General features: G+C 55.0%; 25 protein-coding genes and 1 riboswitch. Of the genes, 11 read left to right on the forward strand and 14 right to left on the reverse strand.

The genetic code is table 11. The features are described from left to right. Position 1: 1 nt before the first annotated feature. Positions 2-176, reverse strand: a riboswitch (yybP-ykoY riboswitch). A gap of 193 nt (positions 177-369) precedes the next feature. The 4 genes from F9C28_RS02010 to manX all read right to left on the reverse strand — a co-directional run bounded on the left by F9C28_RS02010 (position 370) and on the right by manX (position 3,574). Further along, entirely contained in the window at positions 370-828 is a 459-nt protein-coding gene (locus tag F9C28_RS02010; RefSeq protein ID WP_199013428.1) for a DUF986 family protein, read from the reverse strand. Positions 829-883: 55 nt separating this feature from the next. Next, the gene (locus F9C28_RS02015) at positions 884-1,732 is read right to left on the reverse strand and encodes a PTS mannose transporter subunit IID (protein WP_199013477.1); all 849 of its coding nucleotides are present in this window, start codon (positions 1,730-1,732) and stop codon (positions 884-886) included. A 12-nt stretch (positions 1,733-1,744) separates the two neighbouring features. Further along, positions 1,745-2,545, reverse strand: coding sequence for a PTS mannose/fructose/sorbose transporter subunit IIC (locus F9C28_RS02020; protein ID WP_199013429.1), 801 nt, complete (start codon positions 2,543-2,545; stop codon positions 1,745-1,747). Positions 2,546-2,614: 69 nt separating this feature from the next. Further along, a complete protein-coding gene (gene manX / locus F9C28_RS02025; RefSeq protein ID WP_199013430.1) occupies positions 2,615-3,574 on the reverse strand; it encodes a PTS mannose transporter subunit IIAB in 960 nt (319 codons plus the stop codon). A gap of 470 nt (positions 3,575-4,044) precedes the next feature. Between manX and yoaE the strand changes: the two genes are divergently transcribed. Then, complete coding sequence (yoaE, locus tag F9C28_RS02030; protein WP_199013431.1) at positions 4,045-5,613, forward strand: CNNM family cation transport protein YoaE; 1,569 nt, start codon at positions 4,045-4,047, stop codon at positions 5,611-5,613. Between the two features lie 162 nt (positions 5,614-5,775). Here yoaE and sdaA read toward each other — a convergent pair whose 3' ends face one another. From sdaA to pabB, 3 genes are all read right to left on the reverse strand, one after another. Continuing rightward, positions 5,776-7,140: an L-serine ammonia-lyase gene (sdaA, locus tag F9C28_RS02035; RefSeq protein ID WP_199013432.1), complete on the reverse strand. Its 1,365-nt coding sequence runs from the start codon at positions 7,138-7,140 to the stop codon at positions 5,776-5,778. A gap of 192 nt (positions 7,141-7,332) precedes the next feature. After that, the gene (locus tag F9C28_RS02040; protein WP_199013433.1) at positions 7,333-7,911 is read right to left on the reverse strand and encodes a CoA pyrophosphatase; all 579 of its coding nucleotides are present in this window, start codon (positions 7,909-7,911) and stop codon (positions 7,333-7,335) included. A gap of 8 nt (positions 7,912-7,919) precedes the next feature. Further along, the gene (pabB, locus tag F9C28_RS02045; RefSeq protein WP_199013434.1) at positions 7,920-9,278 is read right to left on the reverse strand and encodes an aminodeoxychorismate synthase component 1; all 1,359 of its coding nucleotides are present in this window, start codon (positions 9,276-9,278) and stop codon (positions 7,920-7,922) included. A gap of 94 nt (positions 9,279-9,372) precedes the next feature. Here pabB and F9C28_RS02050 point away from each other — a divergent pair, with 94 nt between their 5' ends. Further along, entirely contained in the window at positions 9,373-9,609 is a 237-nt protein-coding gene (locus tag F9C28_RS02050; protein ID WP_199013435.1) for a YoaH family protein, read from the forward strand. 58 nt (positions 9,610-9,667) lie between these two features. Here the strand turns inward: F9C28_RS02050 and F9C28_RS02055 are convergent, their stop codons facing one another. Then, positions 9,668-10,012 carry a RidA family protein gene (locus F9C28_RS02055; protein ID WP_199013436.1) on the reverse strand — a complete coding sequence of 115 codons (345 nt, stop codon included), beginning with the start codon at positions 10,010-10,012 and terminating at the stop codon, positions 9,668-9,670. Positions 10,013-10,138: 126 nt separating this feature from the next. On the opposite strand from F9C28_RS02055, the gene F9C28_RS02060 reads away from it, so the two are divergent. From F9C28_RS02060 to rnd, 5 genes are all read left to right on the forward strand, one after another. Continuing rightward, entirely contained in the window at positions 10,139-12,049 is a 1,911-nt protein-coding gene (locus tag F9C28_RS02060; RefSeq protein WP_199013437.1) for an ATP-dependent DNA helicase, read from the forward strand. Between the two features lie 129 nt (positions 12,050-12,178). Further along, a complete protein-coding gene (gene tsaB / locus F9C28_RS02065) occupies positions 12,179-12,874 on the forward strand; it encodes a tRNA (adenosine(37)-N6)-threonylcarbamoyltransferase complex dimerization subunit type 1 TsaB (protein ID WP_199013438.1) in 696 nt (231 codons plus the stop codon). 39 nt (positions 12,875-12,913) lie between these two features. Further along, positions 12,914-13,507, forward strand: a complete 594-nt coding sequence (locus F9C28_RS02070; RefSeq protein WP_199013439.1) for a Slp/YeaY family lipoprotein — start codon at positions 12,914-12,916, stop codon at positions 13,505-13,507. A gap of 206 nt (positions 13,508-13,713) precedes the next feature. After that, positions 13,714-15,399 (forward strand): long-chain-fatty-acid--CoA ligase FadD, encoded by a 1,686-nt coding sequence (gene fadD, locus F9C28_RS02075; protein WP_199013440.1) that lies wholly within the window; start codon positions 13,714-13,716, stop codon positions 15,397-15,399. A 71-nt stretch (positions 15,400-15,470) separates the two neighbouring features. Further along, positions 15,471-16,592 (forward strand): ribonuclease D, encoded by a 1,122-nt coding sequence (gene rnd, locus F9C28_RS02080; RefSeq protein WP_199013478.1) that lies wholly within the window; start codon positions 15,471-15,473, stop codon positions 16,590-16,592. Positions 16,593-16,727: 135 nt separating this feature from the next. Here rnd and minE read toward each other — a convergent pair whose 3' ends face one another. Genes minE through minC form a run of 3 tightly spaced genes read right to left on the reverse strand, consistent with a single transcriptional unit; the run spans position 16,728 to position 18,556 of the window. Beyond that, the gene (minE, locus tag F9C28_RS02085) at positions 16,728-16,994 is read right to left on the reverse strand and encodes a cell division topological specificity factor MinE (RefSeq protein WP_199013441.1); all 267 of its coding nucleotides are present in this window, start codon (positions 16,992-16,994) and stop codon (positions 16,728-16,730) included. 3 nt (positions 16,995-16,997) lie between these two features. After that, the gene (gene minD, locus F9C28_RS02090) at positions 16,998-17,810 is read right to left on the reverse strand and encodes a septum site-determining protein MinD (protein ID WP_199013442.1); all 813 of its coding nucleotides are present in this window, start codon (positions 17,808-17,810) and stop codon (positions 16,998-17,000) included. Between the two features lie 26 nt (positions 17,811-17,836). Beyond that, on the reverse strand, positions 17,837-18,556 hold the full coding sequence (gene minC / locus F9C28_RS02095; protein ID WP_199013443.1) for a septum site-determining protein MinC: 720 nt from the start codon (positions 18,554-18,556) through the stop codon (positions 17,837-17,839). A 122-nt stretch (positions 18,557-18,678) separates the two neighbouring features. Here minC and F9C28_RS02100 point away from each other — a divergent pair, with 122 nt between their 5' ends. From F9C28_RS02100 to F9C28_RS02110, 3 genes are all read left to right on the forward strand, one after another. Next, positions 18,679-18,954, forward strand: a complete 276-nt coding sequence (locus F9C28_RS02100; RefSeq protein WP_199013444.1) for a YcgL domain-containing protein — start codon at positions 18,679-18,681, stop codon at positions 18,952-18,954. A gap of 145 nt (positions 18,955-19,099) precedes the next feature. After that, the gene (locus F9C28_RS02105) at positions 19,100-19,759 is read left to right on the forward strand and encodes a fumarylacetoacetate hydrolase family protein (RefSeq protein ID WP_199013445.1); all 660 of its coding nucleotides are present in this window, start codon (positions 19,100-19,102) and stop codon (positions 19,757-19,759) included. A 90-nt stretch (positions 19,760-19,849) separates the two neighbouring features. Then, complete coding sequence (locus tag F9C28_RS02110; RefSeq protein WP_199013446.1) at positions 19,850-20,302, forward strand: YcgN family cysteine cluster protein; 453 nt, start codon at positions 19,850-19,852, stop codon at positions 20,300-20,302. Positions 20,303-20,562: 260 nt separating this feature from the next. On the opposite strand, the gene dsbB is transcribed toward F9C28_RS02110, so the two are convergent. Together dsbB and nhaB are read right to left on the reverse strand one after the other, a co-directional pair. Continuing rightward, on the reverse strand, positions 20,563-21,093 hold the full coding sequence (dsbB, locus tag F9C28_RS02115; RefSeq protein ID WP_199013447.1) for a disulfide bond formation protein DsbB: 531 nt from the start codon (positions 21,091-21,093) through the stop codon (positions 20,563-20,565). 149 nt (positions 21,094-21,242) lie between these two features. Then, positions 21,243-22,814 carry a Na(+)/H(+) antiporter NhaB gene (gene nhaB, locus F9C28_RS02120; protein ID WP_199013448.1) on the reverse strand — a complete coding sequence of 524 codons (1,572 nt, stop codon included), beginning with the start codon at positions 22,812-22,814 and terminating at the stop codon, positions 21,243-21,245. A 223-nt stretch (positions 22,815-23,037) separates the two neighbouring features. On the opposite strand from nhaB, the gene fadR reads away from it, so the two are divergent. Next, the gene (fadR, locus tag F9C28_RS02125; protein ID WP_199013449.1) at positions 23,038-23,757 is read left to right on the forward strand and encodes a fatty acid metabolism transcriptional regulator FadR; all 720 of its coding nucleotides are present in this window, start codon (positions 23,038-23,040) and stop codon (positions 23,755-23,757) included. Between the two features lie 75 nt (positions 23,758-23,832). On the opposite strand, the gene F9C28_RS02130 is transcribed toward fadR, so the two are convergent. Continuing rightward, positions 23,833-25,368, reverse strand: a complete 1,536-nt coding sequence (locus F9C28_RS02130) for a SpoVR family protein (protein WP_199013450.1) — start codon at positions 25,366-25,368, stop codon at positions 23,833-23,835. Positions 25,369-25,570 lie beyond the last annotated feature (202 nt).

Consider the following 25,570-nt stretch of genomic DNA (forward strand, 5'->3'; position numbering starts at 1 on the left):
CAGACCGGGAATTCCATTAAACACATACACCGTTCCCAGTATCTACAGTGCATATGCCAATGGTCTCGCATGACTGAAAACGGTGTTCAGTCCGTATGTGCCACGCTTTTCAGCGAGTATGTTGACACATACATTTCCGCTCCAGCGGAAATTAGCTACTCCCCAACGACGGAATAGACTTTATCATGGTTTATAAGCCCACGACAATATTTTATAAATAACATTATTTATCGCTAATGAGAATTATTGTCGTTTTTAGGGTTATTTCCCAATAATTAACATGACCGGCACATTAATAACGTAAATATAGCAAAGGCTATTAATATGCCGATGTTAATTACAGGAATATAGCCTGTGGTATATTTTAACTTATTGAGTTGCAACAAGAAGTTTGTAAATGTTCTCAAGATCGTCAATATTTCTGACCCGGATGAGCACGCGCCGTTGCTCCAGCTGTATCACCAGTACGCCGTCTTCGGAGAGGTTCATCTCTTTAATTCGGTCATAAGATACCCAGGCGCCGGCGAAAAATAACCCACTGGCCTTGAATAACACCTTCGGTTGGCGTATCCAGCCAATATATATGGCTATTGCAATCAGAGTGCATAATAACCATGTGGTTAATATTGCACCGTGGCCGGTGATGTTGTTGTACAGCACAATACCCACCAGAAAGATAAAAATCGCGCTATCAATGGGGCTACGGCGCAGCAGAGGCACCCGCAGCAGGGTAGCGCCCTGACGTTTATCGAGGATTATCTCGTCATAAATGGCCCAGCCCAGCAACAACACGATGAACAGCACCAGGATACCATCAGTCAGCGTCATGAATTCTCCAGATAAAAAAACCGGGGGCAAAAGGCCCCCGGTTGTCACACTCAGATTACAGGCCCAGCAGGCCGATAGCATAACCCACGATACCGATGACGAAGAAGCCAACGATGATCCACAGGGCATTCACTTTCTTACGCAGTAACCACATGCAGGCAAAGGTCAGCAGCAGCGGTACCAGGCCCGGCATCAACTGGTCGAGGATGGTCTGCACCGTGGTGACTTTTTCAGCACCGGTCTGGTCAGTGATCCGCGACACCACTAGCGGAATGTTAACGTGGGTCCACTTGTTAACCAGGGCCCCCATAACAAAGAGGCCGAGAATAGACGCCCCTTCCGTCAGTTTCTGCAGGAAGCCACCGCCCATATCCTTAACGATATCCACCCCTTTACGGTAGCCGTATGCCACACCGTAGTAACGGGTCAGCAGGCGCACCAGGTTGAACAGGATAAAGAACAGCAGCGGGCCCAGCAGGCTACCGCTCATGGCAATCCCGGCACCCAGCGCCGCAAATACCGGGCGTACCGTCCCCCAGAAGATAGGGTCGCCAACGCCGGCCAGCGGTCCCATCAGACCGACTTTGATACCGTTGATGGCACCGTCGTCGATCTCCGCGCCATTGGCACGCTGCTCTTCCATCGCCAGGGTAACCCCGAGCACCGGTGCCGCAACGTAGGGATGGGTGTTAAAGAACTCCAGGTGACGTTTGATAGCCTGGCGGCGCGCGTCGTTATTTTCCGGATACAGACGGCGAATTGCCGGTACCATTGAGAAGCAGAAGCCCAGCGCCTGCATACGTTCAAAGTTCCATGAACCCTGAAACAGGTTAGAGCGGATAAATACCCCGCGAATATCGGCGGGCGTGAGTTTCTTTTCCGTTTGAGTAGTGGTATCAACCATTTCGCTCACCTATTAATCCAGTTCGTTATCGAGGTCGTTAGCAACAGCTGCCTGTGCAGGGGCTGACGCGGAACGGTTGTATTTCGGGCTCAGCTGAATGTACAGCACCGCCATCACCGCACCGATAACACCCAGGGCAACCAGGTTGAATTCGGTAAAGGCCGCAGTAACAAAACCCAGGTAGAAGAACGGCATCAGATAGCCGGCACGCATCATGTTGATGACCATTGCGTAACCGACGACCACGATCATGCCGCCCGCGATATTCAGGCCGGTAGTGATCACTTCCGGAATCGCATTCAGCATGCTCTGAACTTCGTTAGTCCCTACGGAGATAGCCACGATAACCGCCGGGATAGCAATACGCATCGCCTGCAGGAACAGTGAGCTGACATGCAGCCAGGAGAGGGCTGTCAGGTTACCTTTTTCTGCTGCGCTATCTGCCGCATGCTGGAAACCAACGGTGATAGTACGCACAACGATAGTCAGTACCTGGCCGGCTGCCGCCAGCGGGATTGCCAGGGCAATACCTGCACCGATGCTCTGATGGCCGGCAATAACCAGAATGGTAGAAATAATAGACGCCAGTGCGGCATCGGGCGCTACCGCGGCACCGATGTTCATCCAGCCCAGGGCTATCATTTCCAGAGTACCACCGATAATAATACCGGTTTTCATATCACCGAGAACGGCACCAATCAACGTACAGGCGATCAGGGGGCGGTGGAACTGGAACTCATCAAGTACCGATTCCATACCGGCAATACAGGCCACAATGAACACCAGCACAATTTGAAGAGTGGTTATCTCCATTGTACTTCTCCTATAAACAATTCCAGATTATGTGTGATTATCTGAGTCAGTGATAAATACGGCCCGGCCTTATTTATTCACTTTGCTAATCAAGTCCATCATTTTTAATTTTGTATCGGTGGAAACTTTCCGCACTTCCAGTTCGATACCGTGTTCATTCAGCCAGGTGAAGGCATCAATGTCTTTCTGATCCACGGACACTGCGTTATTTACCTGGGTTTTACCCTGACGGAATGCCATACCACCGATATTCACCGAGGTAATTTTCACGCCGCCTTCCACCAGACGTTCAACGTCTGTCGGATTGGTGAACAGCAACATCACACGTTCACCGGCATATTTCGGGTTGTTATAAACGCGGATCATTTTTGCGACATCAACCACGTGCGCTGTCACGCCCGGCGGCGCGACCTGGGTAAGCAGGGTTTTACGCACCGTGTCCGCCGCCACTTCATCGCTGACCACGATAATGCGGCGTACGTTGGTTTCTTTGGTCCAGCGGGTCGCTACCTGACCATGGATCAAACGGTCATCGATACGCGCCAGGCCGATCACCATATAGTCGCCAGCGCCCATTGGCCGGGCAGGTGCCGCGGCTTTAGGGGCGGCAACCGGGGCCGGTTTTTCAGCAGGTTGGGCCTTCAGGGCTTTGACCCCTTCGCGGCCGGTTTCAACCGCCAGGCTGACTAATTCATCAAAGCTGGGGTCATCATCACGCGCCATAAAGGTTTCCACCAGCATGGGGATGTTAACGCCCGCAACCACTTCATAGTGCTCTTTGTCCACCACAATACGGCTGGCGGCGTTAAACGGACTACCGCCCCAGGTATCAACCAGAAACAGCACACCTTTGCTGGTATCCAGTTTTGCTAACTGCGCGGTATATTTTTCGATCAGGGTTTCAGCATTCTCCCCTGGGACGAAGTCTATCCAGCCGACGTTCTCTTGCTCGCCTAACAGCATTTCGGCTGTTTTCAGAAGCTGTTCAGCTGCCCAACCGTGTGTGCCTATGACAATAGCAATAGTCACTTGCTACCTCCTGTTTGCCATTAACACACCTCTAATGAAGTGTGCGTATAGTGAATCAGCCACCAAAGGGACTTGAATCGATTCAAATAACAATAAATAGAATTATTCCTATAATCCGGCATTTATTTTAGATACCGAAAAAATAATTTTTGTGATGCGCTTCCGTAATTTAGCGATCCAGCCGGAAGAATTTTACAGGAATGAGAGATGTAAATAGCTTGTTTTGCAAAAACGCGTAAATCTTTGCCTAACTGAAAAACTCTCTGCTAATGTAACGCCGTGTTTCTTAATCAGGAGTAAAGGGTACTTTCCCAGTCTATGGACCGTCACCGATGGCTTTCCACATATTTGCCTCTTTCCGGGGCCACCGTTTTACCAGGCGATACCCGCCGCTACGTCTTCACATCAATACACGCTGATACCCCGCAGAAGCAGGGGCGTCACTATTGTGTCCTGAACCGGAGTGTGTCATGGAATTTTTAATGGACCCGACAGTCTGGGCCGGCCTGCTGACGCTGGTGGTGCTGGAGATTGTGCTGGGTATTGATAACCTGGTTTTTATTGCCATTCTGGCAGACAAACTTCCCCCCCGGCAGCGGGATAAAGCGCGGATCATCGGCCTGAGTCTGGCACTGATCATGCGCCTGGGGCTGTTATCGTTAATTTCCTGGATGGTCACCCTGACACAACCGCTGTTCAGTGTGGCGAGCTTTACCTTCTCGGGCCGTGACCTGATCATGCTGCTGGGGGGGCTGTTCTTGTTGTTTAAAGCCACCACCGAGTTACATGAACGGCTGGAAAACCGCCAGCATGAAGGGGTCCACGGTAAGGGGTACGCCAGCTTTTGGGTTGTGGTGCTGCAAATCGTGGTCCTGGATGCGGTGTTCTCGCTGGATGCGGTGATCACCGCGGTGGGGATGGTGAATGATCTGGCTATCATGATGGTGGCGGTGGTTATCGCCATGGCCGTGATGCTGCTGGCGTCAAAACCGCTGACCCGGTTTGTGAACCAGCACCCTACGGTGGTGGTGCTGTGCCTGAGCTTCCTGCTGATGATTGGTCTGAGCCTGGTGGCCGAAGGGTTTGGCTTCCATATTCCGAAAGGCTACCTGTATGCGGCGATTGGGTTCTCGATTCTGATTGAGCTGTTTAACCAGATAGCCCGCCATAATTTTATTAAGCACCAGTCGATCCTGCCGCTGCGCGCCCGTACGGCGGCAGCGGTGCTGAATTTGATGCAGGGGAAACGTAAAACGGCACCCTGCGCGAGCACCACAGCTGAGCCCGCATCCCTGGTTCAGGTCTCCGGCGAGGCGTTCGTGGAAGAAGAACGCTATATGATAAATGGGGTGCTGACCCTGGCGGAGCGTTCGCTGCGCAGCATTATGACCCCCCGGGGGGAGATAAGCTGGGTGGATGCCAGCCGCAGCGATACCGACATCCGCACCCAGTTACTCTCATCGCCACACAGCCTGTTCCCGGTCTGCCGGGGGGAGCTGGATGAGCTGATTGGTGTGGTCCGGGCCAAAGAGTTGCTGGTGGCGCTGGATCAGGGAGTGGATGTGGCGGCGATGGCGGCAATGACCCCGGCCATTGTGGTGCCGGAAACACTCGACCCGATTAACCTGCTTAGCGTGCTGCGCCGGGCAAAAGGGAGTTTTGTTATCGTCAATAACGAGTTCGGGGTGGTGCAGGGGCTGGTCACGCCGCTGGACGTGCTGGAGGCGATCGCCGGTGAATTTCCCGATGCCGATGAAACCCCGGAGATCATTGCCGATGGCGCTAGCTGGCTGGTGAAAGGGTCTACTGACCTGCACGCCCTGCAACAGCGGATTGGGGGTGTCTCGTTAACCGGGGATGGTGATGTCGCTACCGTGGCCGGGATGGTGATTGCTGCCAATGGTCATATTCCGCGCCAGGGGGATATTATCGATGTTGGGTCGCTGCATATTGAAGTACTGGAAGCCAATGACTACCGCGTCGATTTAGTCCGTATCACTAAAGATCCGGCGGCGGACAGCCACGACGACGAGCGCTAATCCGGCTGAGCGGGCGGATCATCCGGTTCGCCCGCACGGGGGCCGCTAATAATTTCGCGCTGTAAAATGGTGATCCCGGTGCCGCAGCGCGTCATCACACCGCGTAACAGCATAAAAAATGCCAGGCAGTGCCTGGCATGTTGGTCATTCAGGTGGCGGTGATTAGTCACACTGCACTTTGATAGCCAGGCCACCGCGGGAGGTTTCCCGGTACTTGGCGTTCATGTCTTTGCCGGTTTCGTACATTGTCTCGATAACTTTATCCAGCGATACCCGCGGTTCACTGGTCCGGCGCATGGCCATACGCGCGGCGTTAATCGCCTTTACCGAGGCGATAGCGTTACGTTCAATGCAGGGCACCTGTACCTGCCCGGCAACCGGGTCACAGGTTAATCCCAGGTTATGCTCCATACCGATTTCTGCCGCGACACAGACCTGTTCCGGGCTGGCGCCCAGCAGCTCCGCAAGGCCCGCCGCCGCCATCGAACAGGCAACACCCACTTCCCCCTGGCAGCCCACTTCGGCCCCGGAGATTGACGCATTCATCTTATACAGCGTGCCAATTGCCCCGCAGGCGAGGAAATAGCGGATATAAATATCCGGGCTGACAGATTCAATAAAATGGTCGTAGTAAGCCAGCACCGCCGGCACAATCCCGCAGGCCCCGTTTGTCGGGGCGGTGACCACCCGGCCACCGGCGGCGTTCTCTTCGTTTACCGCCAGGGCAAACATGTTCACCCAATCCACGACATTCATTGGATCCCGGGAGAGCTTATCGCTGGACACCAGCAGACGACGCAGGGCTGAGGCCCGGCGCGGTACCCGCAGTGGCCCGGGCAGTACCCCTTCGGTATTCATGCCGCGATCAATACAGGCGCGCATGGTATTCCATACCCGCTCAAAATAGTCAGCTATCTCTTTCTGGCTGTGCAGCGCCAGCTCATTTTGCATCACCAGCCCCGAGAACGAATGGCCGCTGGCTTTACAGTGCGCCAGCAGATCAAGGGCAGAATGATAGGGGTAAGGCACATCCAGTACCGTGTCGCTCTCTTTACCAAAGTGTTCTTCATCAACGATAAAACCACCGCCAATGGAGTAATAGGTTTTGGCATAGATCAGCGTATCGCCATCCCAGGCGTGGATCTGCATCCCGTTTTCGTGCAGCGGCAAATTGGTATTGTGGAAACACATGCCGCCGTCTGCCGGGAAGTCCACTTCATGGCGACCATTGGCCAGTAACAGTCGGCCGCGGGTTTGTACGTCGCGAATAAACCCCGGGATCGCATCAATATCAACGTTATCTGGCTGGTTGCCCGCCAGGCCCATAATAATGGCAATATCCGTATGGTGCCCTTTACCGGTGAGGGACAGGGAGCCGTAGACATCTACCACCACCCGGGTAACTGAATCGAGCAATCCCTTTTCCACCAGATCATCGACGAACTGTTTCCCCGCTTTCATCGGGCCGACGGTATGGGAACTGGACGGTCCGATACCGACTTTGAACATGTCGAATATGCTAATCACGTTAAAACTCCTGGCAGGCTGATGATTATTCAAAAAAATCGCCGCTAGTGTATGAGGAACCGCATCAGAAGTAGCGAATTATTCACATGAATTAAACTAATGCGTATCCACTGTATAACTAATGCTCTGCGTTATAATTCCCGCATTTTTCGCCTGTCTGGCAAAATAATCAGGAAGTGAACACTAGTATAGTCAGATGTCCTGACCAATTTGCAGCGCCAGCTCACGAATAATGCCCGCGGTCATACCCCAGACAAAATAGTGCTGATACCAGGAGAGCCACACCCGGTGTTCATCCCCCCGGCGCCAGATATCAAGGGGATGGTAGCGGCCAAGGCGCAGCGCCTCGCGAAGCGGCATTTCAAACACGTCGGCAACTTCATCTTCACTGGCGTGATAATGCAGATCCGCAGGAATAATCCCCACCACCGGGGTCACCCGGAACCCGGTGACGCTGTCCACCGGGGGCAGCACGCCGATAACCTCAACACATTCCGGGGGAATGGCGACCTCTTCCTGGGCTTCACGCAGGGCGGCGGCAATCAGGGAGGCGTCGGTGCTGTCCATGGCGCCCCCGGGGAAGGCCACCTGCCCGGCGTGTTTACGCAGCCGGTTCGAGCGCTGGGTCAGCAACAGGCCGGGCACCGGGCGGCGCACGATCGGCACCAGAACGGCGGCTTCACGCTGGTTAACTGCCGCGGCGGGCAGTGCCGGGCGCAGCATCTGGAAACGGGACAAAAAGCTATCGAGTGTCAGTATCGGGTTATCCATCGATAATCTCAGAGCAACGGTAAGATACGATTAACTTTATCAAAGGTTTCCTGATATTCAGCAGATTCCTCGCTGTCGGCAACAATCCCGCCACCGGCGGAACAGTAGAGGTAGCCTTGCTCTGCGGTCAGGGTGCGAATGGTAATACTGGTGTCCATATTGCCACAGGCGCTCAGATACCCGATGCTGCCGCACCAGGCATTACGCCGCTGAGGCTCCAGGGTATCGATAATCTCCATGGCGCGGACCTTAGGGGCTCCGGTGATCGATCCGCCAGGGAAGCTGGCGCGCAGCAGATCGGTTGCCCGTAAGGTCGCCGGTAACCGGGCAGTGATGGTGCTCACCAGATGGTGCACCGCCGGGAAGGCTTCCACCACAAACAGCTCGGGAACGCGGACGCTCCCCGGTACGGCCACCCGGCCAATATCGTTACGCAGCAGATCGACAATCATCAAATTTTCGGCGCGATCTTTCGGTGAGGCCGCCAGTTTGCGCGCCTGGTCGGCATCCCGGGCGGGATCATCGGCAATACGCGGCAGGGTGCCTTTAATTGGCCGGGTCTGGATTTGGCCATCAGTCAGCTGGATAAAACGCTCCGGGGAAAGGCTCAACAGGGCGCTGTTGTCCAGACGCACAAAGGCGCTAAACGGCGCCCGGTTTGCGGTATTGAGCTGGCAGAATGCCTGCCACTCATCCCCCTGGTAGGGGGCCTGGAAACGCTGGGCGAGGTTAACCTGGTAACAGTCACCGCTGCGTAGCCACTGCTGAATCTGGCGAAACCGCGCCCCGTATTGTTCACGATCCATATTGGCCTGCCAGGGGCCGGTCAGCGCAAAAGGCGCCCGGACGGGGGCGCGCTGCTGTTCCAGCCAGGCCAGGCGCTGCGCTACATCACCCCAACTGAGCAGGGTCACCCGCTGGTGCAGGTGATCCACCACCAGGGCCCAGTCATAGAGGCCGATGGCCATATCCGGGGTGGTAAGATCCGCCACTGCCTGGTGCGGCAAGCGCTCAAAGCGGCGGCCGAGATCATAACCGAACAGCCCGAGGGCGCCGCCGAGAAAAGGCAGATCCGCATGAGGGGCGGGATCAACACCGAGTGCGTCCAGCGCCTGCTGCACCAGGGCCAGCGGATCGTCACAAGACGTTTCGCGCTGGTGGCGGCTGACAATCTCGGTAGTGTCGCCCCGGGTGGTCAGCGTGGTGACGGGATCGGCAACGATAATATCAAACCGGTTGTGGGGATGATCGGCGTTCCCGGAGTGCAGCAGCATGGCCCAGGGCTGGTGGCTGAGTGGGGCAAACCAGCGGCTGGCGGCATCCTGGTGCCAGGGAAGGGTGACCATTGCGGGGATCTTACGGGGCATAACCAATTCCTGAAACGGTAACAAAAGCGATGTTCGCTGGCTCACAGGCCGCGGGCGTGAAATAATAGCGCCAGTAATGTAACAGGAGTCGACAATGTTTGCAGGTTTACCTGTATTAAGCCATGAGCAGCAGCAACAGGCCGTAGAGCGCATTCATGACCTGATGTCCCAGGGCATGACCAGCGGCGAAGCCATTGCCACTGTGGCAGCGGAAATCCGCGCGACCCATACCGGTGAGCGGATGGTTGCCCGCTTCGAGGATGATGACGAAGACGCGCACCAGGACGGTGAAGAGTACGACGGTTACGGCGACGACGAGGACGACGCGTAACCGAGTCGGGCGCACAACGGCGCCCGATTATCGTTTATAGTGCAGCAAATTGCGGTAATTACAGTGCGGCAATAATTTTAATCTCTACCCGGTAACGGGGGTTCATTAACCCCGCCTGCACGGTACAGCGTACCGGCGCATGACCGGCCACCACCCACGCATCCCACGCCCGGTTCATCTGCGCAAAATCGGCTTTATTGGTCAGAAAAATCGTCGCGTCCAGAATCCGCGATTTATCGCTGCCCTGTTCCGCCAGCATGGCATCAATTTGCGCCAGCGTATTGGCGGTCTGCTCATAGGCATCGGCATCGAGATTTTCCGGAACGCCAGTGTAATACAGGGTCTGATTATGGATCACCGCGTCTGACCAGCGGGCTTCCGGTTTGATACGTAAAATGGTCATTTTTTCTCCCTTATGATAAGACCTCAACGCCAAAAGACTGCCATATTGCGGCAGGCGCGTCACCTCTTCGCTGGCGAAAGGGCGGTCACCCTGACATAATCACTGGCAATTTAACCAGGGGGTAGTGTGACAGACGATTTTGCAGCAGAAGGGCAACTGGCTCAGGCCATCCCCGGTTTCCGGCCCCGGGAACCTCAGCGCCAGATGGCCGAGGCGGTCACCCGCGTACTGGCCGAGGGGCGTTCACTGGTGGTCGAAGCAGGAACCGGTACCGGTAAAACCTACGCGTATCTGGCACCCGCCCTGCGATCCGGTAAAAAAGTGATAATCTCCACCGGCTCGAAAGCGTTGCAGGATCAGTTATACAGCCGGGATTTGCCCACGGTGGCGAAAGCTCTCGGGTATAAAGGGGTACTGGCGCTGCTGAAAGGCCGCTCAAACTACCTGTGCCTGGAGCGGCTGGAGCAGCAAACCATGGCCGGGGGAGATTTGCCGGTACAAACCCTGACAGATCTGATGCAACTGCGGCGCTGGGCCAGCGAAACGGCTGACGGCGACACCAGTGGCTGTGTCAGCGTGGCAGAAGATGCCCCGGTGTGGCCGCTGGTGACCAGCACCAATGATAACTGCCTCGGCAGTGATTGCCCGCAATATAAAGACTGTTACGTGGTCAAGGCCCGTAAGGAAGCCATGGATGCCGATGTGGTGGTGGTTAACCATCATCTGTTCCTCGCCGATATGGTGGTTAAAGAGAGTGGGTTTGCGGAGCTTATCCCGGAATCCGAAGTCACCATTTTCGATGAAGCCCACCAGATCCCGGATATTGCCAGCCAGTATTTTGGCCAGTCCCTGTCCAGCCGCCAGCTGATTGACCTGGCCAAAGACATCACCATTGCTTACCGCACCAAGCTTAAAGACACCCTGCAATTGCAAAAATGCGCGGACCGTCTTGCCCAGTGCGCCCAGGATTTCCGCCTGCAACTGGGGGAGCCTGGCTACCGGGGGAACCTGCGTGACCTGCTGGCGGACAGTAATATTCAGCGGGCGTTGCTGCTGCTGGATGACGCCCTCGAACTCTGTTACGACGTGGCGAAGCTCTCCCTCGGGCGTTCAGCGCTGCTCGATGCGGCTTTTGAGCGGGCAACCCTCTACCGGGGCCGCCTGAAACGACTAAAAGAGATCAACCAGCCTGGTTACAGCTACTGGTACGAATGCACCTCCCGGCACTTCACCCTGGCGCTAACCCCACTCACCGTGGCGGAAAAATTCCAGCAGCTGATTAAAGAGCGCGCCGGAAGCTGGGTGTTTACCTCGGCGACGCTGTCAGTTAATGACGACTTGCAGCACTTTACCCACCGCCTCGGCATTGATGACGCAAAAACCATGCTGTTACCCAGCCCGTTTGACTATGCCCATCAAGCGCTATTGTGCGTGCCCCGGGGCCTGCCATTGCCTAACCAGCCCGGCGGCGCCCGCCATCTGGCGCAGATGCTGATCCCGCTTATCGAGGCCAATAACGGGCGCTGTTTTATGCTGTGCACCTCCCACGCCATGATGCGCGATCTGGCGGCGGAATTTCGCGCCCGGCTGACATTACCGGTGTTGCTCCAGGGGGAGACCGGCAAAGGACAGTTACTGCGCCAGTTTGTTGAGGCGGGAAACGCCCTGCTGGTGGCCACCAGCAGTTTCTGGGAAGGGGTCGATGTGCGGGGGGATACGCTCTCGCTGGTTATCATTGATAAGCTGCCGTTTACCTCGCCGGACGATCCGCTGCTCAAGGCCCGGATGGAAGATTGCCGGATCCGCGGGGGGGACCCGTTTGATGAGGTCCAGCTACCGGATGCGGTGATCACCTTAAAACAGGGGGTAGGGCGGTTGATCCGCGATGTGGATGATCGCGGGGTGCTGGTTATCTGCGATAACCGGCTGGTGATGCGCCCTTATGGGGCGGTGTTCCTCAATAGCTTGCCTCCGGCCCCGCGCACCCGGGATCTGCGGCGGGCGGCGGAATTTTTAGCAGCGCCGCAGGCAGAGTAACCCCTTACCCGTCATACTTATTCTCAGGGGGCGCCTTGCCGGGCGGCGAATTCTTTATGGTCCAGGGCGCACTGTGGTATGATGCGCGCCGGTTTGACTCCTGGAGACCCATCGAGGTTGATGTAACCCATGCAAATTCTGGCCATTGATACAGCCACTGAAGCCTGTTCTGTTGCGCTCTGGCAAGACGGCACCTCTTATAGCCACTTTGAGCTTTGCCCCCGCGAACACACCCAACGTATTCTGCCCATGGTGCGAGATATTCTGAACCAGGGCGCGATTTCTCTGTCTGAGGTTGACGCCCTGGCCTTTGGGCGCGGCCCCGGCAGTTTCACCGGGGTACGTATCGGTATCGGTATTGCTCAGGGGCTGGCCCTCGGGGCGGATCTGCCCATGATTGGGGTATCAACCCTGGCCACCATGGCCCAGGGGGCATTTCGTAAAACCGGCGCCACCCGGGTGCTGGCCGCGATTGATGCCCGGATGGGGGAAGTGTACTGGGCCGAATACCAGCGCGATGATCAGGGGAACTGGCACGGTGAAGCCACCGAGGCGGTGCTAAAACCTGAAGCGGTTAACGCCCGGTTAACACAGCTTGACGGCCACTGGGCTACTGTTGGTACAGGATGGCAGGCATGGCCAGAGATGGCCGCCGGCTGCGGTCTCACGTTAACCGACGGTGAGATCCAGCTACCTGATGCTCAGGACATGTTACCGCTGGCCACCGCGAAGCTGGCGCGTAACGAGACGGTTGCAGTAGATAAGGCTGAGCCTGTCTATCTGCGCAATGAAGTTGCATGGAAAAAACTGCCTGGCAGAGCCTGACCCTCAACGGGCCCAGCATGCCGGGTTAAGGAGTCAGAAATGGCGGGTCTTACAGTAGCAGTAGTGAAATCCCGTTTTTTGCTGGCCGCGCTGGTGAGCATAGTGCTCAGCGGGTGCGTAACAGTGCCGGATGCCATCAAAGGTACCAGTCCGACCCCTCAGGACGATCTGGTTCGGGTGATGAACGCGCCGCAGCTGTATGTCGGGCAGGAAGCGCGCTTTGGCGGCAAAGTGGTTGATATTCGCCCTGAACAGGGCAAAACCCGGCTGGAAATTGCCACGGTACCGCTGGACGACGGCGCGCGGCCGATTCTCGGGGCATCGTCCCGGGGCCGTATTTATGCGGATATCAATGGGTTCCTTGATCCGGTAGATTTTCGGGGCCAACTGGTGACAGTCGTAGGGCCGATAACCGGCGTAGAGGATGGGAAAGTGGGCTCGGCCACCTATAAGTATATGGTGATGCAGGCCACCGGCTATAAACGCTGGCGTGTCGTACAGCAGGTGGTGATGCCGCCGCAGCCGGACCCCTGGATGTGGGGCCCACGCCCCTGGGGCTATCGCTATGGCCCTGGTCCCTGGGGATGGTACTCACCGGGCCCCGCCCAGGTTCAATCAGTCGTAACCGAATAACGTATTGATTTAAAAATTATTATAAACAGCGGCCGGTCCGCTGTTTATTTATTTTCAGGACCAAAGAAAAAATAATTAGTGATGCGCTTCTCAACCTTCAATCAGGCTAATTAATAAACTGGTACGCTGAGTTAATATAATGTTAACAACATGTGTATTTGTTTGGGGTTGAGATGACGACGAATAATAAATACAGAGGTGAATCCTTGAAGAAGGTTTGGCTTAATCGCTACCCGGCAGATGTTCCCAGTGATATTGACCCCGATCGTTACCCCTCGTTGATCGCCTTATTTGAACAGGCCGTTCAGCGCTATGCTGATCAGCCCGCCTTCATTAACATGGGCGAGGTAATGACATTCCGTAAGCTGGAGGAGCGCAGCCGCGCGTTTGCCGCCTGGCTGCAACAGGGCCTGGGCCTGCAAAAGGGCGATCGGGTGGCGTTAATGATGCCGAACCTGCTGCAATATCCGGTGGCGCTGTTTGGCATCCTGCGGGCCGGTATGATTGTGGTGAACGTTAATCCGCTCTACACCCCCCGGGAGCTGGAGCATCAGCTTAATGACAGCGGTGCCAGCGCCATTGTGATTGTCTCTAACTTTGCCCATACCCTGGAGAAAGTGGTCAGCAATACCACGGTTAAACACGTGATCCTGACCCGCATGGGGGACCAGCTCTCCACTGCCAGGGGGACGATGGTGAATTTCGTCGTCAAATACATTAAGCGCCTGGTTCCCAAATACCATTTACCGGATGCGATATCTTTCCGCGGTGCGCTTCAGCAGGGTTACCGGATGCAGTACATCAAACCGGAGCTGCTGGGGGATGATGTGGCCTTCCTGCAATATACCGGGGGCACCACCGGGGTGGCGAAAGGGGCGATGCTCACCCACCGTAATATGCTGGCCAACCTTGAGCAGGTGAAAGCCACCTACGGGCCGCTGTTGTTTTCCGGCACAGAGCACGTGGTTACGGCGCTGCCGCTGTACCATATTTTTGCCCTGACCATGAACTGCCTGCTGTTTATTGAGCTGGGCGGCCAGAACTTGCTGATCACCAACCCCCGGGATATCCCAGGCCTGGTGAAGGAACTGGCCAAATATCCATTTACCGCCATGACCGGGGTGAACACCTTATTTAATGCCCTGCTGAATAACAGCGAATTTCGCAAACTGGACTTCTCAAAACTGCATCTGGCGGCCGGGGGCGGTATGCCGGTACAGCAGGTGGTGGCCGAGCGCTGGGAGAAGCTCACCGGGCAGTTTTTACTGGAAGGTTATGGGCTCACCGAGTGCTCACCGCTGGTGAGCGTCAACCCCCACGATATTACCTACCACAGCGGTAGCATTGGTTTGCCGGTGCCCTCCACCGAGGTCAAACTGGTGGACGACGACGATAACGAAGTCGCGCCTGGGGAGCCTGGGGAGTTGTGTGCCCGCGGCCCGCAGGTGATGCTGGGGTACTGGCAGCGCCCGGACGCCACTGACGAGATAATTAAAGACGGCTGGCTGCACACCGGGGATATTGCCACGGTAGATGGCGAAGGGTTCTTGCGGATTGTTGATCGCAAAAAAGACATGATTCTGGTGTCGGGGTTTAATGTCTACCCCAATGAAATCGAAGACGTGGTAATGCAGCATGACGGTGTGGCCGAGGTTGCCGCCGTGGGGGTACCCAGCGGGGCCAGTGGCGAAAGTGTCAAAATTTTTGTGGTGCGTAAAGACCCCTCCCTGTCTGAGGAGGCGCTGACGGCGTTCTGCCGCCGCCATCTGACCGGCTACAAAGTGCCAAAATTGATTGAATTTCGTACGGAATTGCCCAAATCGAACGTCGGTAAGATTTTACGACGAGAACTGCGTGACGAAGCGCACAAGACAGGCAACAATAAGGGCTGAGCAGTAGCACAGCCCCTAAGCGCTGGCCAGCCCGGCGCTTTTTTTTGGGCGCAAACTGAAGAGAGTATATGTTGAATTACCAGATGATCACCACGAATGAGGCGCTGGCGGCGGTATGCCAGGCGGCGCGTCAATTTCCGGTACTGACCCTGGACACTGAGTTTGTCCGCACCCGCACTTACTACCCGCAACTGGGGCTGATCCAGCTGTATGACAGCGAGCAGATCTCGCTTATCGATCCGCTGACCATCACTGACTGGTCGCCGTTTCAGGCCCTGCTGGCGGATACCCGGGTAACGAAAATCCTGCATGCCGGCAGTGAAGATCTGGAAGTGTTCGCCAACAGCTTTGGCATGATGCCGGATCCGATGATCGACACCCAGGTGCTGGCGGCATTCTGTGGCCGTCCGCTGTCCTGTGGCTTTGCTACCCTGGTGGAGGCTTACTGTGGGGTAGTGCTGGATAAAAGCGAATCCCGCACTGACTGGCTGGCCCGCCCGCTGACCGAGCGCCAGTGCGAATATGCTGCCGGGGACGTGTACTGGCTGTTACCCATTGCCCGCAAATTGATTGATGAAACCCAAACCGGGGGCTGGATGGCAGCCGCTGAAGACGAGTGCCGCCTGATGATGGCCCGCCGCAGTGACATCCTCGATCCGCAAGACGCCTGGCGTGAGATAGGCAATGCCTGGCAATTGCGTACCCGGCAGCTTGGCTGCCTGAAGCTGCTGGCCTCCTGGCGGCTGCGTAAAGCCCGGGAGCGCGATATGGCGGTGAACTTTATTGTCCGCGAAGAGCATCTGTGGCAGGTGGCCCGCTATATGCCGGGTTCTCTGGGGGAACTGAGCAGCCTCGGGCTGGCCGGTAATGAGATTCGCTTCCACGGTAAAACGCTGCTGGCGCTGGTGGCACAGGCCAACGAGCTACCGGAAGACGCGCTGCCGGAACCGCTGGCCAACCTGGTAGACATGCCCGGTTACCGTAAGGCATTTAAGGCGATTAAAGCCCTGGTAGTGCAGGTATCAGAGCAGAAAGGCGTCAGTGCCGAACTGCTGGCGTCACGCCGCCAGATCAATCAGCTGCTGAACTGGCACTGGAAGCTCAAACCCCAGTCGATGATGCCGGAGCTAATTAGCGGCTGGCGTAATAACCTGCTGGGTGAGCAATTAATTACCCTGTTGCAGGAATACTAATTGGTAATTTTCCGATTACTATAGGGTATTATTCCCTGAAGTGTATTAATTAACGATATACAATAAGACAATTCCATAATTAAACTTATTGTAAAAAAAAAGCCCCCGAATAATCGGGGGCTTTTTTAATGGCGCTTATTTTGATTCTTCGGCTTCTGGTAATGTGACGTTCAATTCCAGTATCGAGATATCGTCGCCTTTTTGATCCAACTGTACTGTCACCATCTCAGGATCGATCTGTACATATTTACAGATCACTTCCAGAATGTCGCGCTTCAGCTGAGGCAGATAGTGGGGTTCTGCATCGCTGCGGCGACGTTCAGCAACAATAATTTGTAATCTCTCTTTTGCGATATTCGCAGTGCTCTTTTTTCGTGACAGAAAAAAGTCAAGTAATGCCATAACTTATCCTCCGAACAGGCGTTTGAGGAAACTTTTCTTCTCTTCTTCGATAAAGCGGAAGGGACGTTCTTCTCCCAGCAGACGCTCGACGGTGTCGGAGTACGCCTTACCTGCATCTGATTCATGATCAAGAATAACCGGTTCACCCTGGTTCGATGCCCGCAGCACGGACTGATCTTCCGGGATCACGCCAACCAGCGGGATACGCAGAATTTCCAGCACATCTTCCATGCTCAGCATATCCCCTTTGCTGACGCGGCCGGGGTTATAACGGGTTAACAGCAGGTGTTCTTTAATCGCGTCCTGGCCGTTCTCGGCGCGGCGAGACTTCGAGGATAAGATCCCCAAAATACGGTCAGAGTCACGAACAGAAGAGACTTCCGGGTTGGTGGTAATCACCGCTTCGTCGGCAAAGTAGAGCGCCATCAGCGCACCGGTTTCGATACCGGCCGGGGAGTCACAGATAATGAAGTCGAACTTCATCTCTGCCAGCTCATCGAGCACTTTTTCAACCCCTTCACGGGTCAGCGCGTCTTTGTCACGGGTCTGAGACGCTGGCAGAATGTACAGATTTTCCGTACGTTTATCTTTAATCAGTGCCTGATTCAGTGTGGCATCGCCCTGAATGACGTTAACGAAGTCATAAACGACGCGGCGTTCGCAACCCATTATCAAATCCAGGTTACGCAAGCCGATATCGAAATCGATAACGACGGTTTTTTTCCCCTTCTGGGCCAAACCCGTAGCGATGGCCGCGCTGGACGTCGTCTTGCCCACGCCCCCTTTACCAGATGTAACAACAATAATGCGTGCCATAAGGAATTCCTTGTTAAAAGGGCTTATTAATCTAATGGTTGTACTGACAAGACACCGTCGGTGAGACACAACCGCGTCGCCTTGCCAGAAAAATCGGCCGGGATTTGTTCACTCAGCCAGTAAACCCCGGCGATGGAAACCAGTTCCGCCCCCAGGTGGGTACAAAATATTTGTGCGTCCCGGTTACCGGCGGCACCCGCGAGGGCACGCCCACGCATCATGCCGTAGATATGGATATTGCCATCAGCAATAAGTTCGGCACCTGCGCTAACATGGCTGGTGACGATTAAATCACTGCCAGGGGCGTAGATACGCTGCCCGGAACGCACCGGAGTATTAATTATACGGGTCTGCGCAGCGGCCACAGGAACTGGCTCTGGCGGAATGACCTTTTGTTCTACCGGCTCAGGCCGCTCAGGCTCTGCCCGGATGGCTTTTTCTTTACCTTCGGTAAGTAGCGGAATACCACTGCGCCCGATTTGTGTTTTAAGCGTAGCGTCTTTACAGCCACTGACACCCATAATACGTAAACCGGTTGCCTGCATGGCGCTCAGTATTTCTGGCCAGTTAAACGGCCCTTCCAGTGCTGAAATATTCACCACCACAGGGGCATTTTTCAAAAATGCCGGGGCCTGAGCTATTTTGTCTTCCAGCGCCTGCCGAATAACCTCTGGTTGTGCATTATGTAAATGAACCACTGATAAGGTGAAGCTACTGCCTTTTAGCTCGATTGGCGTGTTTGACATCCTGGCCTTACTCAATACAGTTTAATCCCGATATTCCGGGAACATATTCCGAAGTATAGAAGGCATGTTATAGTCACAGTTATATTCAGGCAATAACCATCCCGCGAAATCAGAGTAAAAACATGTTTTGTGTGATCTACAGAAGCAGTAAACGTGACCAAACTTATCTCTACGTCGAAAAAAAAGACGATTTTTCCCGTGTCCCTGAGGAACTGCTCAATAGTTTCGGCCGGCCGGTGCTGGCGATGATATTCCCCCTCGATGGCAGTAAGCGTCTGGCCAATGCCGATATCAGCGTAGTGAAAAAAGCGCTGGAGGAGCAAGGATATTATCTGCAGTTGCCGCCACCGCCAGAAAGTTTGTTAAAAATGCACATCGAACAACACAAACAGAAATAATTTACCCCGGCGGCCGTCAGGTCGCCGGGTTTCATCCCTGCCTATTGCGGGCTATCTTTTGCCCCGGGTCGATTGACTTTCCCGCCATACCTTGCAAATAGTAACAACCAGATTACATCCATCTATCAACCGCAAGGGGTCGTCTATGTACCAACATCGTCACTGGCAGGGGGCATTACTGGATTGCCAGACCGGGAAAGTGGTCTGTGTGGGCAGCAACTACGCACAACACATTAAAGAGATGGGCAGTGCCACCCCGCAGGAGCCGGTACTGTTCATTAAGCCGGAAACCGCGCTCTGCGATCTGCGCCAGCCGCTGGTACTGCCGGAAGGGCTGGGGGCGGTACACCATGAAGTGGAACTGGCTATTCTGATTGGCAATACCCTGAAACAGGCCAGTGAGGCCCATGTTGCCAGCGCCATTGCCGGTTACGGGGTGGCGATTGATTTAACCCTGCGTGAGCTACAGGGCACCCTGAAAAAGGCCGGCGCCCCCTGGGAAAAGGCCAAAGGCTTTGATAACGCCTGCCCGATATCCGGGTTTATTCCGGTAAAAGAATACACGGCGGACCCGCAAGACTCGCGGCTAACATTAACCGTCAATGGTGAGATCCGCCAGGATGGCACCACCGCAGATATGATCCATAAGATCCTGCCGTTGATCAGCTATATGAGCCGCTTTTTCACACTGCGCGCCGGTGACGTGATCCTCACCGGCACCCCGGAAGGGGTCGGGCCCCTGGTCAGTGGCGATGATGTTGCGGTTTCCCTGAACGGGCAGAGCATCACCACCCGGGTATTGTGAGCGAATGCCGCCAGAGAATGGCGGCAATGTTTGCATCCAGGGGGGACAAGTTTATAGAATAGCCGCTGACTTCTCAGACCTGATGAATACATGACCGAACAACCATTCTGGCAGACCCTCACCCTGGAACAAATGAGTGATGAACAGTGGGAATCACTTTGCGACGGGTGCGGGCAGTGCTGCCTGCATAAACTGATGGACGAAGACACGGATGAAATTTATTTCACCAACGTGGCCTGTCGCCAGTTAAACATTAAAACCTGCCAGTGCCGTAATTATGCCCGGCGTTTTGACTATGAGCCGGACTGCATCAAACTGACGCGGGAAAATTTGCTGACGTTTGAATGGCTACCGTCCACTTGCGCCTACCGGTTACTGGCTGACGGTGAAGATCTGCCGCGCTGGCACCCGCTGCGTACCGGATCTAAATCTGCCATGCACGCTGAGCGTATCTCGGTGCGTCATATCGCGGTGAGAGAATCTGAAGTGAATAACTGGCAGGATCATATCCTCAACCTGCCGGACGGCCACGAAATCTGCTAATCCTTATCCCTCGTCAGCGGTTCGCTGCTGGCCCTGCCTGACCGCCATAAAAAAATCCCCCTGCCGGAGAGTGCAGGGGGAAATGGGATCAAACAGCACAATGATCGGGTGTTATTTATCAGGCGTTATTTATCAGACCTAATAACAACACAGTTTTATTCATCATACAAATGAATTTACAGACCTGAATATACCCGTGCGGGCTGCGCGCTGTTTGTTGTTTCGTGGCATCTCACCCGCCCGCAGGCGGGTGATCAGAATTAACGGCCGAACAAGTCCCGGCGTTTCGGTTTGCAGAACTGGGCGATAATCACCACCAGCGCCACCACCAGATAAGCCGCGAAGATACCCACCAGCCACTGAGGCATTTCAAGGGTCAAAAATTCCCACTGGCGTACGGAGCAGTCACCGGTGGCGGCAAAAATTTGCGGGACCCAGCTATCAAGGGGCAGCCATGAGGGAAAGTCCGGCCGGAACGGGCAGACGTCAAACGGGGAGGGGTGGAGCTGCAACATAGTATGGTGCCAGGCAATTTCCAGCCCGCGCCATGCGCTATAAATCCACAGCGCCAGGGCAGCAAAACGCAGTGGCGTCGCCGGCGCAATGGCGCCAAGAATACCGGCCCCCATGATGCCGAACAGCGCGGCGCGTTCGTAAATACACAGAACACAAGGCTGTAGCAGCATGACATGCTGAAACCACAACGCAACCAGTTCCAGCGCAAAAGCGGTAAGTGCCAGCAGCAGCCAGGCGCCGCGGCGGCGTGAGCATTGATTCAGATATCGCAACATAGAAAGTGTCCCTGCAAAGATGCGCTAAGGCGGCAGTGTAAACCAAATGCGTTGCGCCGCCACCTGATTCGCGCAAAATTTTCGCTAATTGCCTGATTGTCATACGGGATCACGTACTTCATCCCGTATGACCGCTACCGGCCCTGGTACTACTTAGTGATCCCGTCAATCGGATGATTGATCAGCCAGCCGAGCTTATCCATCCATTCGGTGGCGGGCATCAGCGTGACTTCTACACAGAACAGCCCCACCAGAGTCAGCACAATGGTATACGGCAGCGCCATCCACACCATGCGCCCATAGGACAGGCGAATCAACGGCGCCAGTGCTGAGGTGAGCAGGAACAGGAATGCCGCCTGACCATTAGGGGTGGCAACGGAAGGCAGGTTGGTCCCGGTATTGGTGGCCACTGCCAGCATTTCGTACTGCCCAAGGGTGATGGTGCCTTGCTCCAGCGCGTGGCGCGCTTCGTTAATGTATATCGTACCGACAAACACATTATCTGAAATCGAGGACAGCAGCCCGTTGCACAGATAGAACAACGACAGTTGCGCGTGTGGTGCGGCATTGAGCACAAAGTGGATCAGCGGAGAGAACAGCTGTTGATCGACAATCACCGCCACAATGGAAAAGAACACCGCCAGCAAGGCGGTAAAAGGCAGCGCTTCGGTGAAGGCTTTACCGATGGTGTGCTCGTCCGTCACCCCACACAGCGAGGTAGCAAAGATAATGATAGTCAGGCCAATCAGCCCAGCTTCCGCCAGGTGCATCGCCAGCGCGATAATCAGCCAGACCGCAATCACCCCCTGGACCGCCAGCTTGAGGTTATCCTGGCGGGTACGCTTAGCGCTGCTGCGCTGATCATAACGCCGCAAAATCACCCGTACCCGGTTGGGCAGGGTTGCGCCGTAGCCAAATGCTTTGGTGCGCTCCAGCAACACACAGGTGATAAGCCCGCAAATAAACACCGGCACGGTGACCGGCATCATACGCAGAAAAAACTCCCCGAAGTGCCAGCCGGATGCTTTGGCGATAATCAGGTTTTGCGGCTCTCCGACCATGGTCATCACACCACCCAGCGCGGTCCCGACACCGGCGTGCATCATCAGGCTGCGTAAAAAGGCCCGGAACTGTTCAAGGATTTCTTTATTATTACGGCGAATATGGCTGTCATCGAGGATATCTTCGTCGGCGGGATCGTCCGGGTTCGATACCACCTTGTGATAAATCCCGTAAAAGCCCAGCGCTACACTGATAACCACCGCGACCACGGTCAGGGCATCAAGAAAGGCCGATAAAAACGCCGCCGCCAGGCAAAAAGAGAGCGACAGTAACGCTTTAGAGCGGATCCCCAGAAGCAATTTGGTGAAGATAAACAGCAGCAGCTGTTTCATAAAGAAGATACCGGCCACCATAAACATCAGTAGCAGCAGCACTTCAAGGTTGCTGGCGAGTTCTGCGCGGATATGCTCCGCCGAGGTCATGCCAATAAAGACCGCTTCAACGGCCAGCAGCCCGCCGGGGAGCAATGGGTAACAGGTTAACGCCATGGCGAGGGTAAAAATAAACTCCGCTACCAGTACCCAGCCCGCCAGGAAGGGGCTGACGAAATAAAAAATCAGCGGGTTTACTATCAGGAAAATAATCAGCGTCAGCTTATACCAGTCCGGCGACTGTCCGAGAAAGTTCCGGTACAGCGCGCGGCTTATTGAAATATCCATGTATGTTTACTTCTTTCGTCACAAGTTGTTAATCCAGCCCGACATCGCAGGATACGGGAGCGGAAAGGGTTAGGCAAGTGGTGGAAAATCAACCGCTCGTGGTGCCAGGGTGGCGAAAACCCAATGGCGATCTCGTTTTTGCCCGTGCTGATGCTATCTGCCTCTGAAGCATATCTGGTATGATGAGTGAATTTTTCAAAACGTCAGTTTATGGAAGCAGTCTATGGTCATTAAGGCGCAAAGCCCTGCGGGTTTCGCGGAAGAGTATATTATTGAAAGCATCTGGAATAATCGTTTCGCCCCTGGAACGATCCTGCCAGCAGAACGTGAACTTTCAGAATTGATCGGTGTAACGCGCACCACGCTGCGTGAAGTCTTGCAGCGCCTCGCCCGCGACGGCTGGTTAACCATTCAGCACGGTAAGCCGACCAAAGTGAATAACTTTTGGGAAACCTCCGGGCTTAATATTCTTGAGACGCTGGCGCGTCTCGACCATGACAGTGTGCCGCAGCTGATTGATAATCTGCTGTCCGTGCGCACCAACATTGCCACTATTTTTATCCGCACCGCGTTCCGCCAGCACCCTGACAAAGCCGCGGAAGTGCTGGCGGTGGCCAGTGAAGTCGAAGACCACGCAGATGCCTTTGCGGAGCTGGACTACAATATTTTTCGCGGTCTGGCGTTTGCGTCCGGTAACCCTATTTATGGCTTGATCCTTAACGGGATGAAGGGGCTGTACACCCGCATCGGGCGCAACTATTTTGCCAATCCCGAGGCGCGCAGCCTGGCGCTGGGGTTCTACCACCGGCTGGCGAAGTTATGCCAGGAAGGGTTATACGATCAGGTCTATGACGTGGTCCGCTGCTATGGCCGCGACAGCGGTGATATCTGGCACCGGATGCAAAAGACCCTCACCGGGGAGCTGGCGCCGCGCCAGGTCTGATACCCGGACGGCACAATCAGTATCAGCAAAACGGCCCCGAAAGGGGCCGTTTGCGTAATGGCGGGCACCACTGTATTACAGGTTATTCATCCGCGGCGGGCAGCGCTCCAGCAACTCCACGCTGCCATCTTCGTTTTGCTGCTCAAGGATAACATCAAAGCCCCACAGCCGGTGGACATGTTTCAGCACCTCCCGGCGGCCTTTATCCAGCGGTGCGCGGTTATGGGGGATATAGCGCAGGGTCAGCCCGCGGTCGCCGCGTAAATTGACATTCCAGACCTGAATATTCGGCTCCAGATTGCTCAGATTATACTGGGCGGACAGCTGATTGCGGATCTCGCGGTAACCGTCTTCGTTATGAATCGCGGAAATCTCCAGATAGTTATGGCGATCGTCATCCAGCACGGTAAAAAAGCGGAAATCACGCATTAATTTGGGCGACAAGAACTGGCTGATAAAGCTTTCGTCTTTAAAATCGCGCATTGCGAAGTGCAGCGTCTCCAGCCAGTCTTTTCCGGCAATATCCGGGAACCAGTAGCGATCCTCCTCGGTGGGGGTCTGGCAAATGCGCTTGATGTCCTGGAACATGGCAAATCCGAGGGCGTACGGGTTTATCCCGCTATACCAGGGGCTGTTATAGGGGGGCTGGTACACCACATTGGTGTGGCTGTGCAGGAACTCCAGCATAAACCGGTCGGTGACTTTGCCCTCGTCATACAGGTGGTTGAGAATGGTGTAGTGCCAGAATGTGGCCCAGCCCTCGTTCATGACCTGGGTCTGCTTCTGGGGGTAGAAATATTGGCTTACCTTACGCACAATTCGCAGGATCTCACGCTGCCACGGCTCCAGCAGCGGGGCGTTTTTCTCCATAAAATAGAGCAAGTTTTCCTGGGGCTCAGAGGGGAAGCGGTGCGCCACTTCCGCCAGTTTCTCCTCCTCACGGCGCGGCAGGGTGCGCCACAGCATATTCACCTGGCTTTGCAGATACTCCTCGCGGCTTTTCTGGCGCGCAGTCTCCTCCTGGAGGGAGATTTTTTGTGGCCGTTTGTAGCGGTCCACCCCGTAATTCATCAGGGCGTGGCAGGAGTCCAGCAGGCGTTCGACCTCATCAACCCCATAGCGCTCTTCACAGTCGGTAATATACTTGCGGGCAAACAGCAGATAATCGACGATGGAGCTGGCGTCAGTCCAGCTACGGAACAGGTAGTTATTTTTAAAAAACGAGTTATGCCCATAGCAGGCGTGGGCCATGACCAGCGCCTGCATAGTGATGGTGTTCTCTTCCATCAGGTAGGCAATACAGGGGTTGGAATTGATGACAATCTCATAGGCCAGGCCCTGCTGGCCGTGTTTGTACATCCGCTCGGTTTCGATAAATTTTTTACCGAACGACCAGTGAGGGTAATTGATTGGCATCCCAACGCTGGAGTAGGCGTCCATCATCTGCTCAGAGGTGATCACCTCAATTTGATGCGGATAGGTATCCAGCCGGTAGAGCCTGGCAACCCGGTCAATTTCTGCCAGATAGGTATCCAGCAAGTCGAACGTCCAGTCAGGTCCATCACTCAGACGTTTACTCTCCCTGATCACGGAATCAGTTTCGGTAGCCATCAGCGCGCCCTCATTGTTGTTGGCCCTCTCTTTATGGAAAGCCTCATACCAAGCATAGAACAGCTGTTATAAATCATGCCGTTTAGCAAAAAAATTTCCCCGGAGTTAGCTGCGCAAAATGATGGATTAATCACGGATTATCACTATTTTTCACTGGCAGTTAATCAGGCAAAGCACAAGGTGCTGTTTTCCCCGATATCCT

This window comes from Shimwellia pseudoproteus, from assembly GCF_016415625.1.
Taxonomy (GTDB): domain Bacteria; phylum Pseudomonadota; class Gammaproteobacteria; order Enterobacterales; family Enterobacteriaceae; genus Shimwellia; species Shimwellia pseudoproteus.

Bases quoted from the DNA above. Each gene is read 5' to 3' on its own strand.
- F9C28_RS02040 (WP_199013433.1), bottom strand. From the start codon at position 7,911: ATGGATAACCCGATACTGACACTCGATAGCTTTTTGTCCCGTTTCCAG.
- dsbB (WP_199013447.1), bottom strand. From the start codon at position 21,093: ATGTTGCGATATCTGAATCAATGCTCACGCCGCCGCGGCGCCTGGCTG.
- pabB (WP_199013434.1), bottom strand. From the start codon at position 9,278: ATGCCCCGTAAGATCCCCGCAATGGTCACCCTTCCCTGGCACCAGGAT.
- minD (WP_199013442.1), bottom strand. From the start codon at position 17,810: ATGGCACGCATTATTGTTGTTACATCTGGTAAAGGGGGCGTGGGCAAG.
- fadR (WP_199013449.1), top strand. From the start codon at position 23,038: ATGGTCATTAAGGCGCAAAGCCCTGCGGGTTTCGCGGAAGAGTATATT.
- minC (WP_199013443.1), bottom strand. From the start codon at position 18,556: ATGTCAAACACGCCAATCGAGCTAAAAGGCAGTAGCTTCACCTTATCA.
- F9C28_RS02010 (WP_199013428.1), bottom strand. From the start codon at position 828: ATGACGCTGACTGATGGTATCCTGGTGCTGTTCATCGTGTTGTTGCTG.
- F9C28_RS02055 (WP_199013436.1), bottom strand. From the start codon at position 10,012: ATGACCATTTTACGTATCAAACCGGAAGCCCGCTGGTCAGACGCGGTG.
- tsaB (WP_199013438.1), top strand. From the start codon at position 12,179: ATGCAAATTCTGGCCATTGATACAGCCACTGAAGCCTGTTCTGTTGCG.
- minE (WP_199013441.1), bottom strand. From the start codon at position 16,994: ATGGCATTACTTGACTTTTTTCTGTCACGAAAAAAGAGCACTGCGAAT.
- F9C28_RS02100 (WP_199013444.1), top strand. From the start codon at position 18,679: ATGTTTTGTGTGATCTACAGAAGCAGTAAACGTGACCAAACTTATCTC.
- F9C28_RS02015 (WP_199013477.1), bottom strand. From the start codon at position 1,732: ATGGTTGATACCACTACTCAAACGGAAAAGAAACTCACGCCCGCCGAT.
- yoaE (WP_199013431.1), top strand. From the start codon at position 4,045: ATGGAATTTTTAATGGACCCGACAGTCTGGGCCGGCCTGCTGACGCTG.
- F9C28_RS02050 (WP_199013435.1), top strand. From the start codon at position 9,373: ATGTTTGCAGGTTTACCTGTATTAAGCCATGAGCAGCAGCAACAGGCC.
- F9C28_RS02070 (WP_199013439.1), top strand. From the start codon at position 12,914: ATGGCGGGTCTTACAGTAGCAGTAGTGAAATCCCGTTTTTTGCTGGCC.
- nhaB (WP_199013448.1), bottom strand. From the start codon at position 22,814: ATGGATATTTCAATAAGCCGCGCGCTGTACCGGAACTTTCTCGGACAG.
- F9C28_RS02105 (WP_199013445.1), top strand. From the start codon at position 19,100: ATGTACCAACATCGTCACTGGCAGGGGGCATTACTGGATTGCCAGACC.
- F9C28_RS02110 (WP_199013446.1), top strand. From the start codon at position 19,850: ATGACCGAACAACCATTCTGGCAGACCCTCACCCTGGAACAAATGAGT.
- F9C28_RS02130 (WP_199013450.1), bottom strand. From the start codon at position 25,368: ATGGCTACCGAAACTGATTCCGTGATCAGGGAGAGTAAACGTCTGAGT.
- F9C28_RS02020 (WP_199013429.1), bottom strand. From the start codon at position 2,545: ATGGAGATAACCACTCTTCAAATTGTGCTGGTGTTCATTGTGGCCTGT.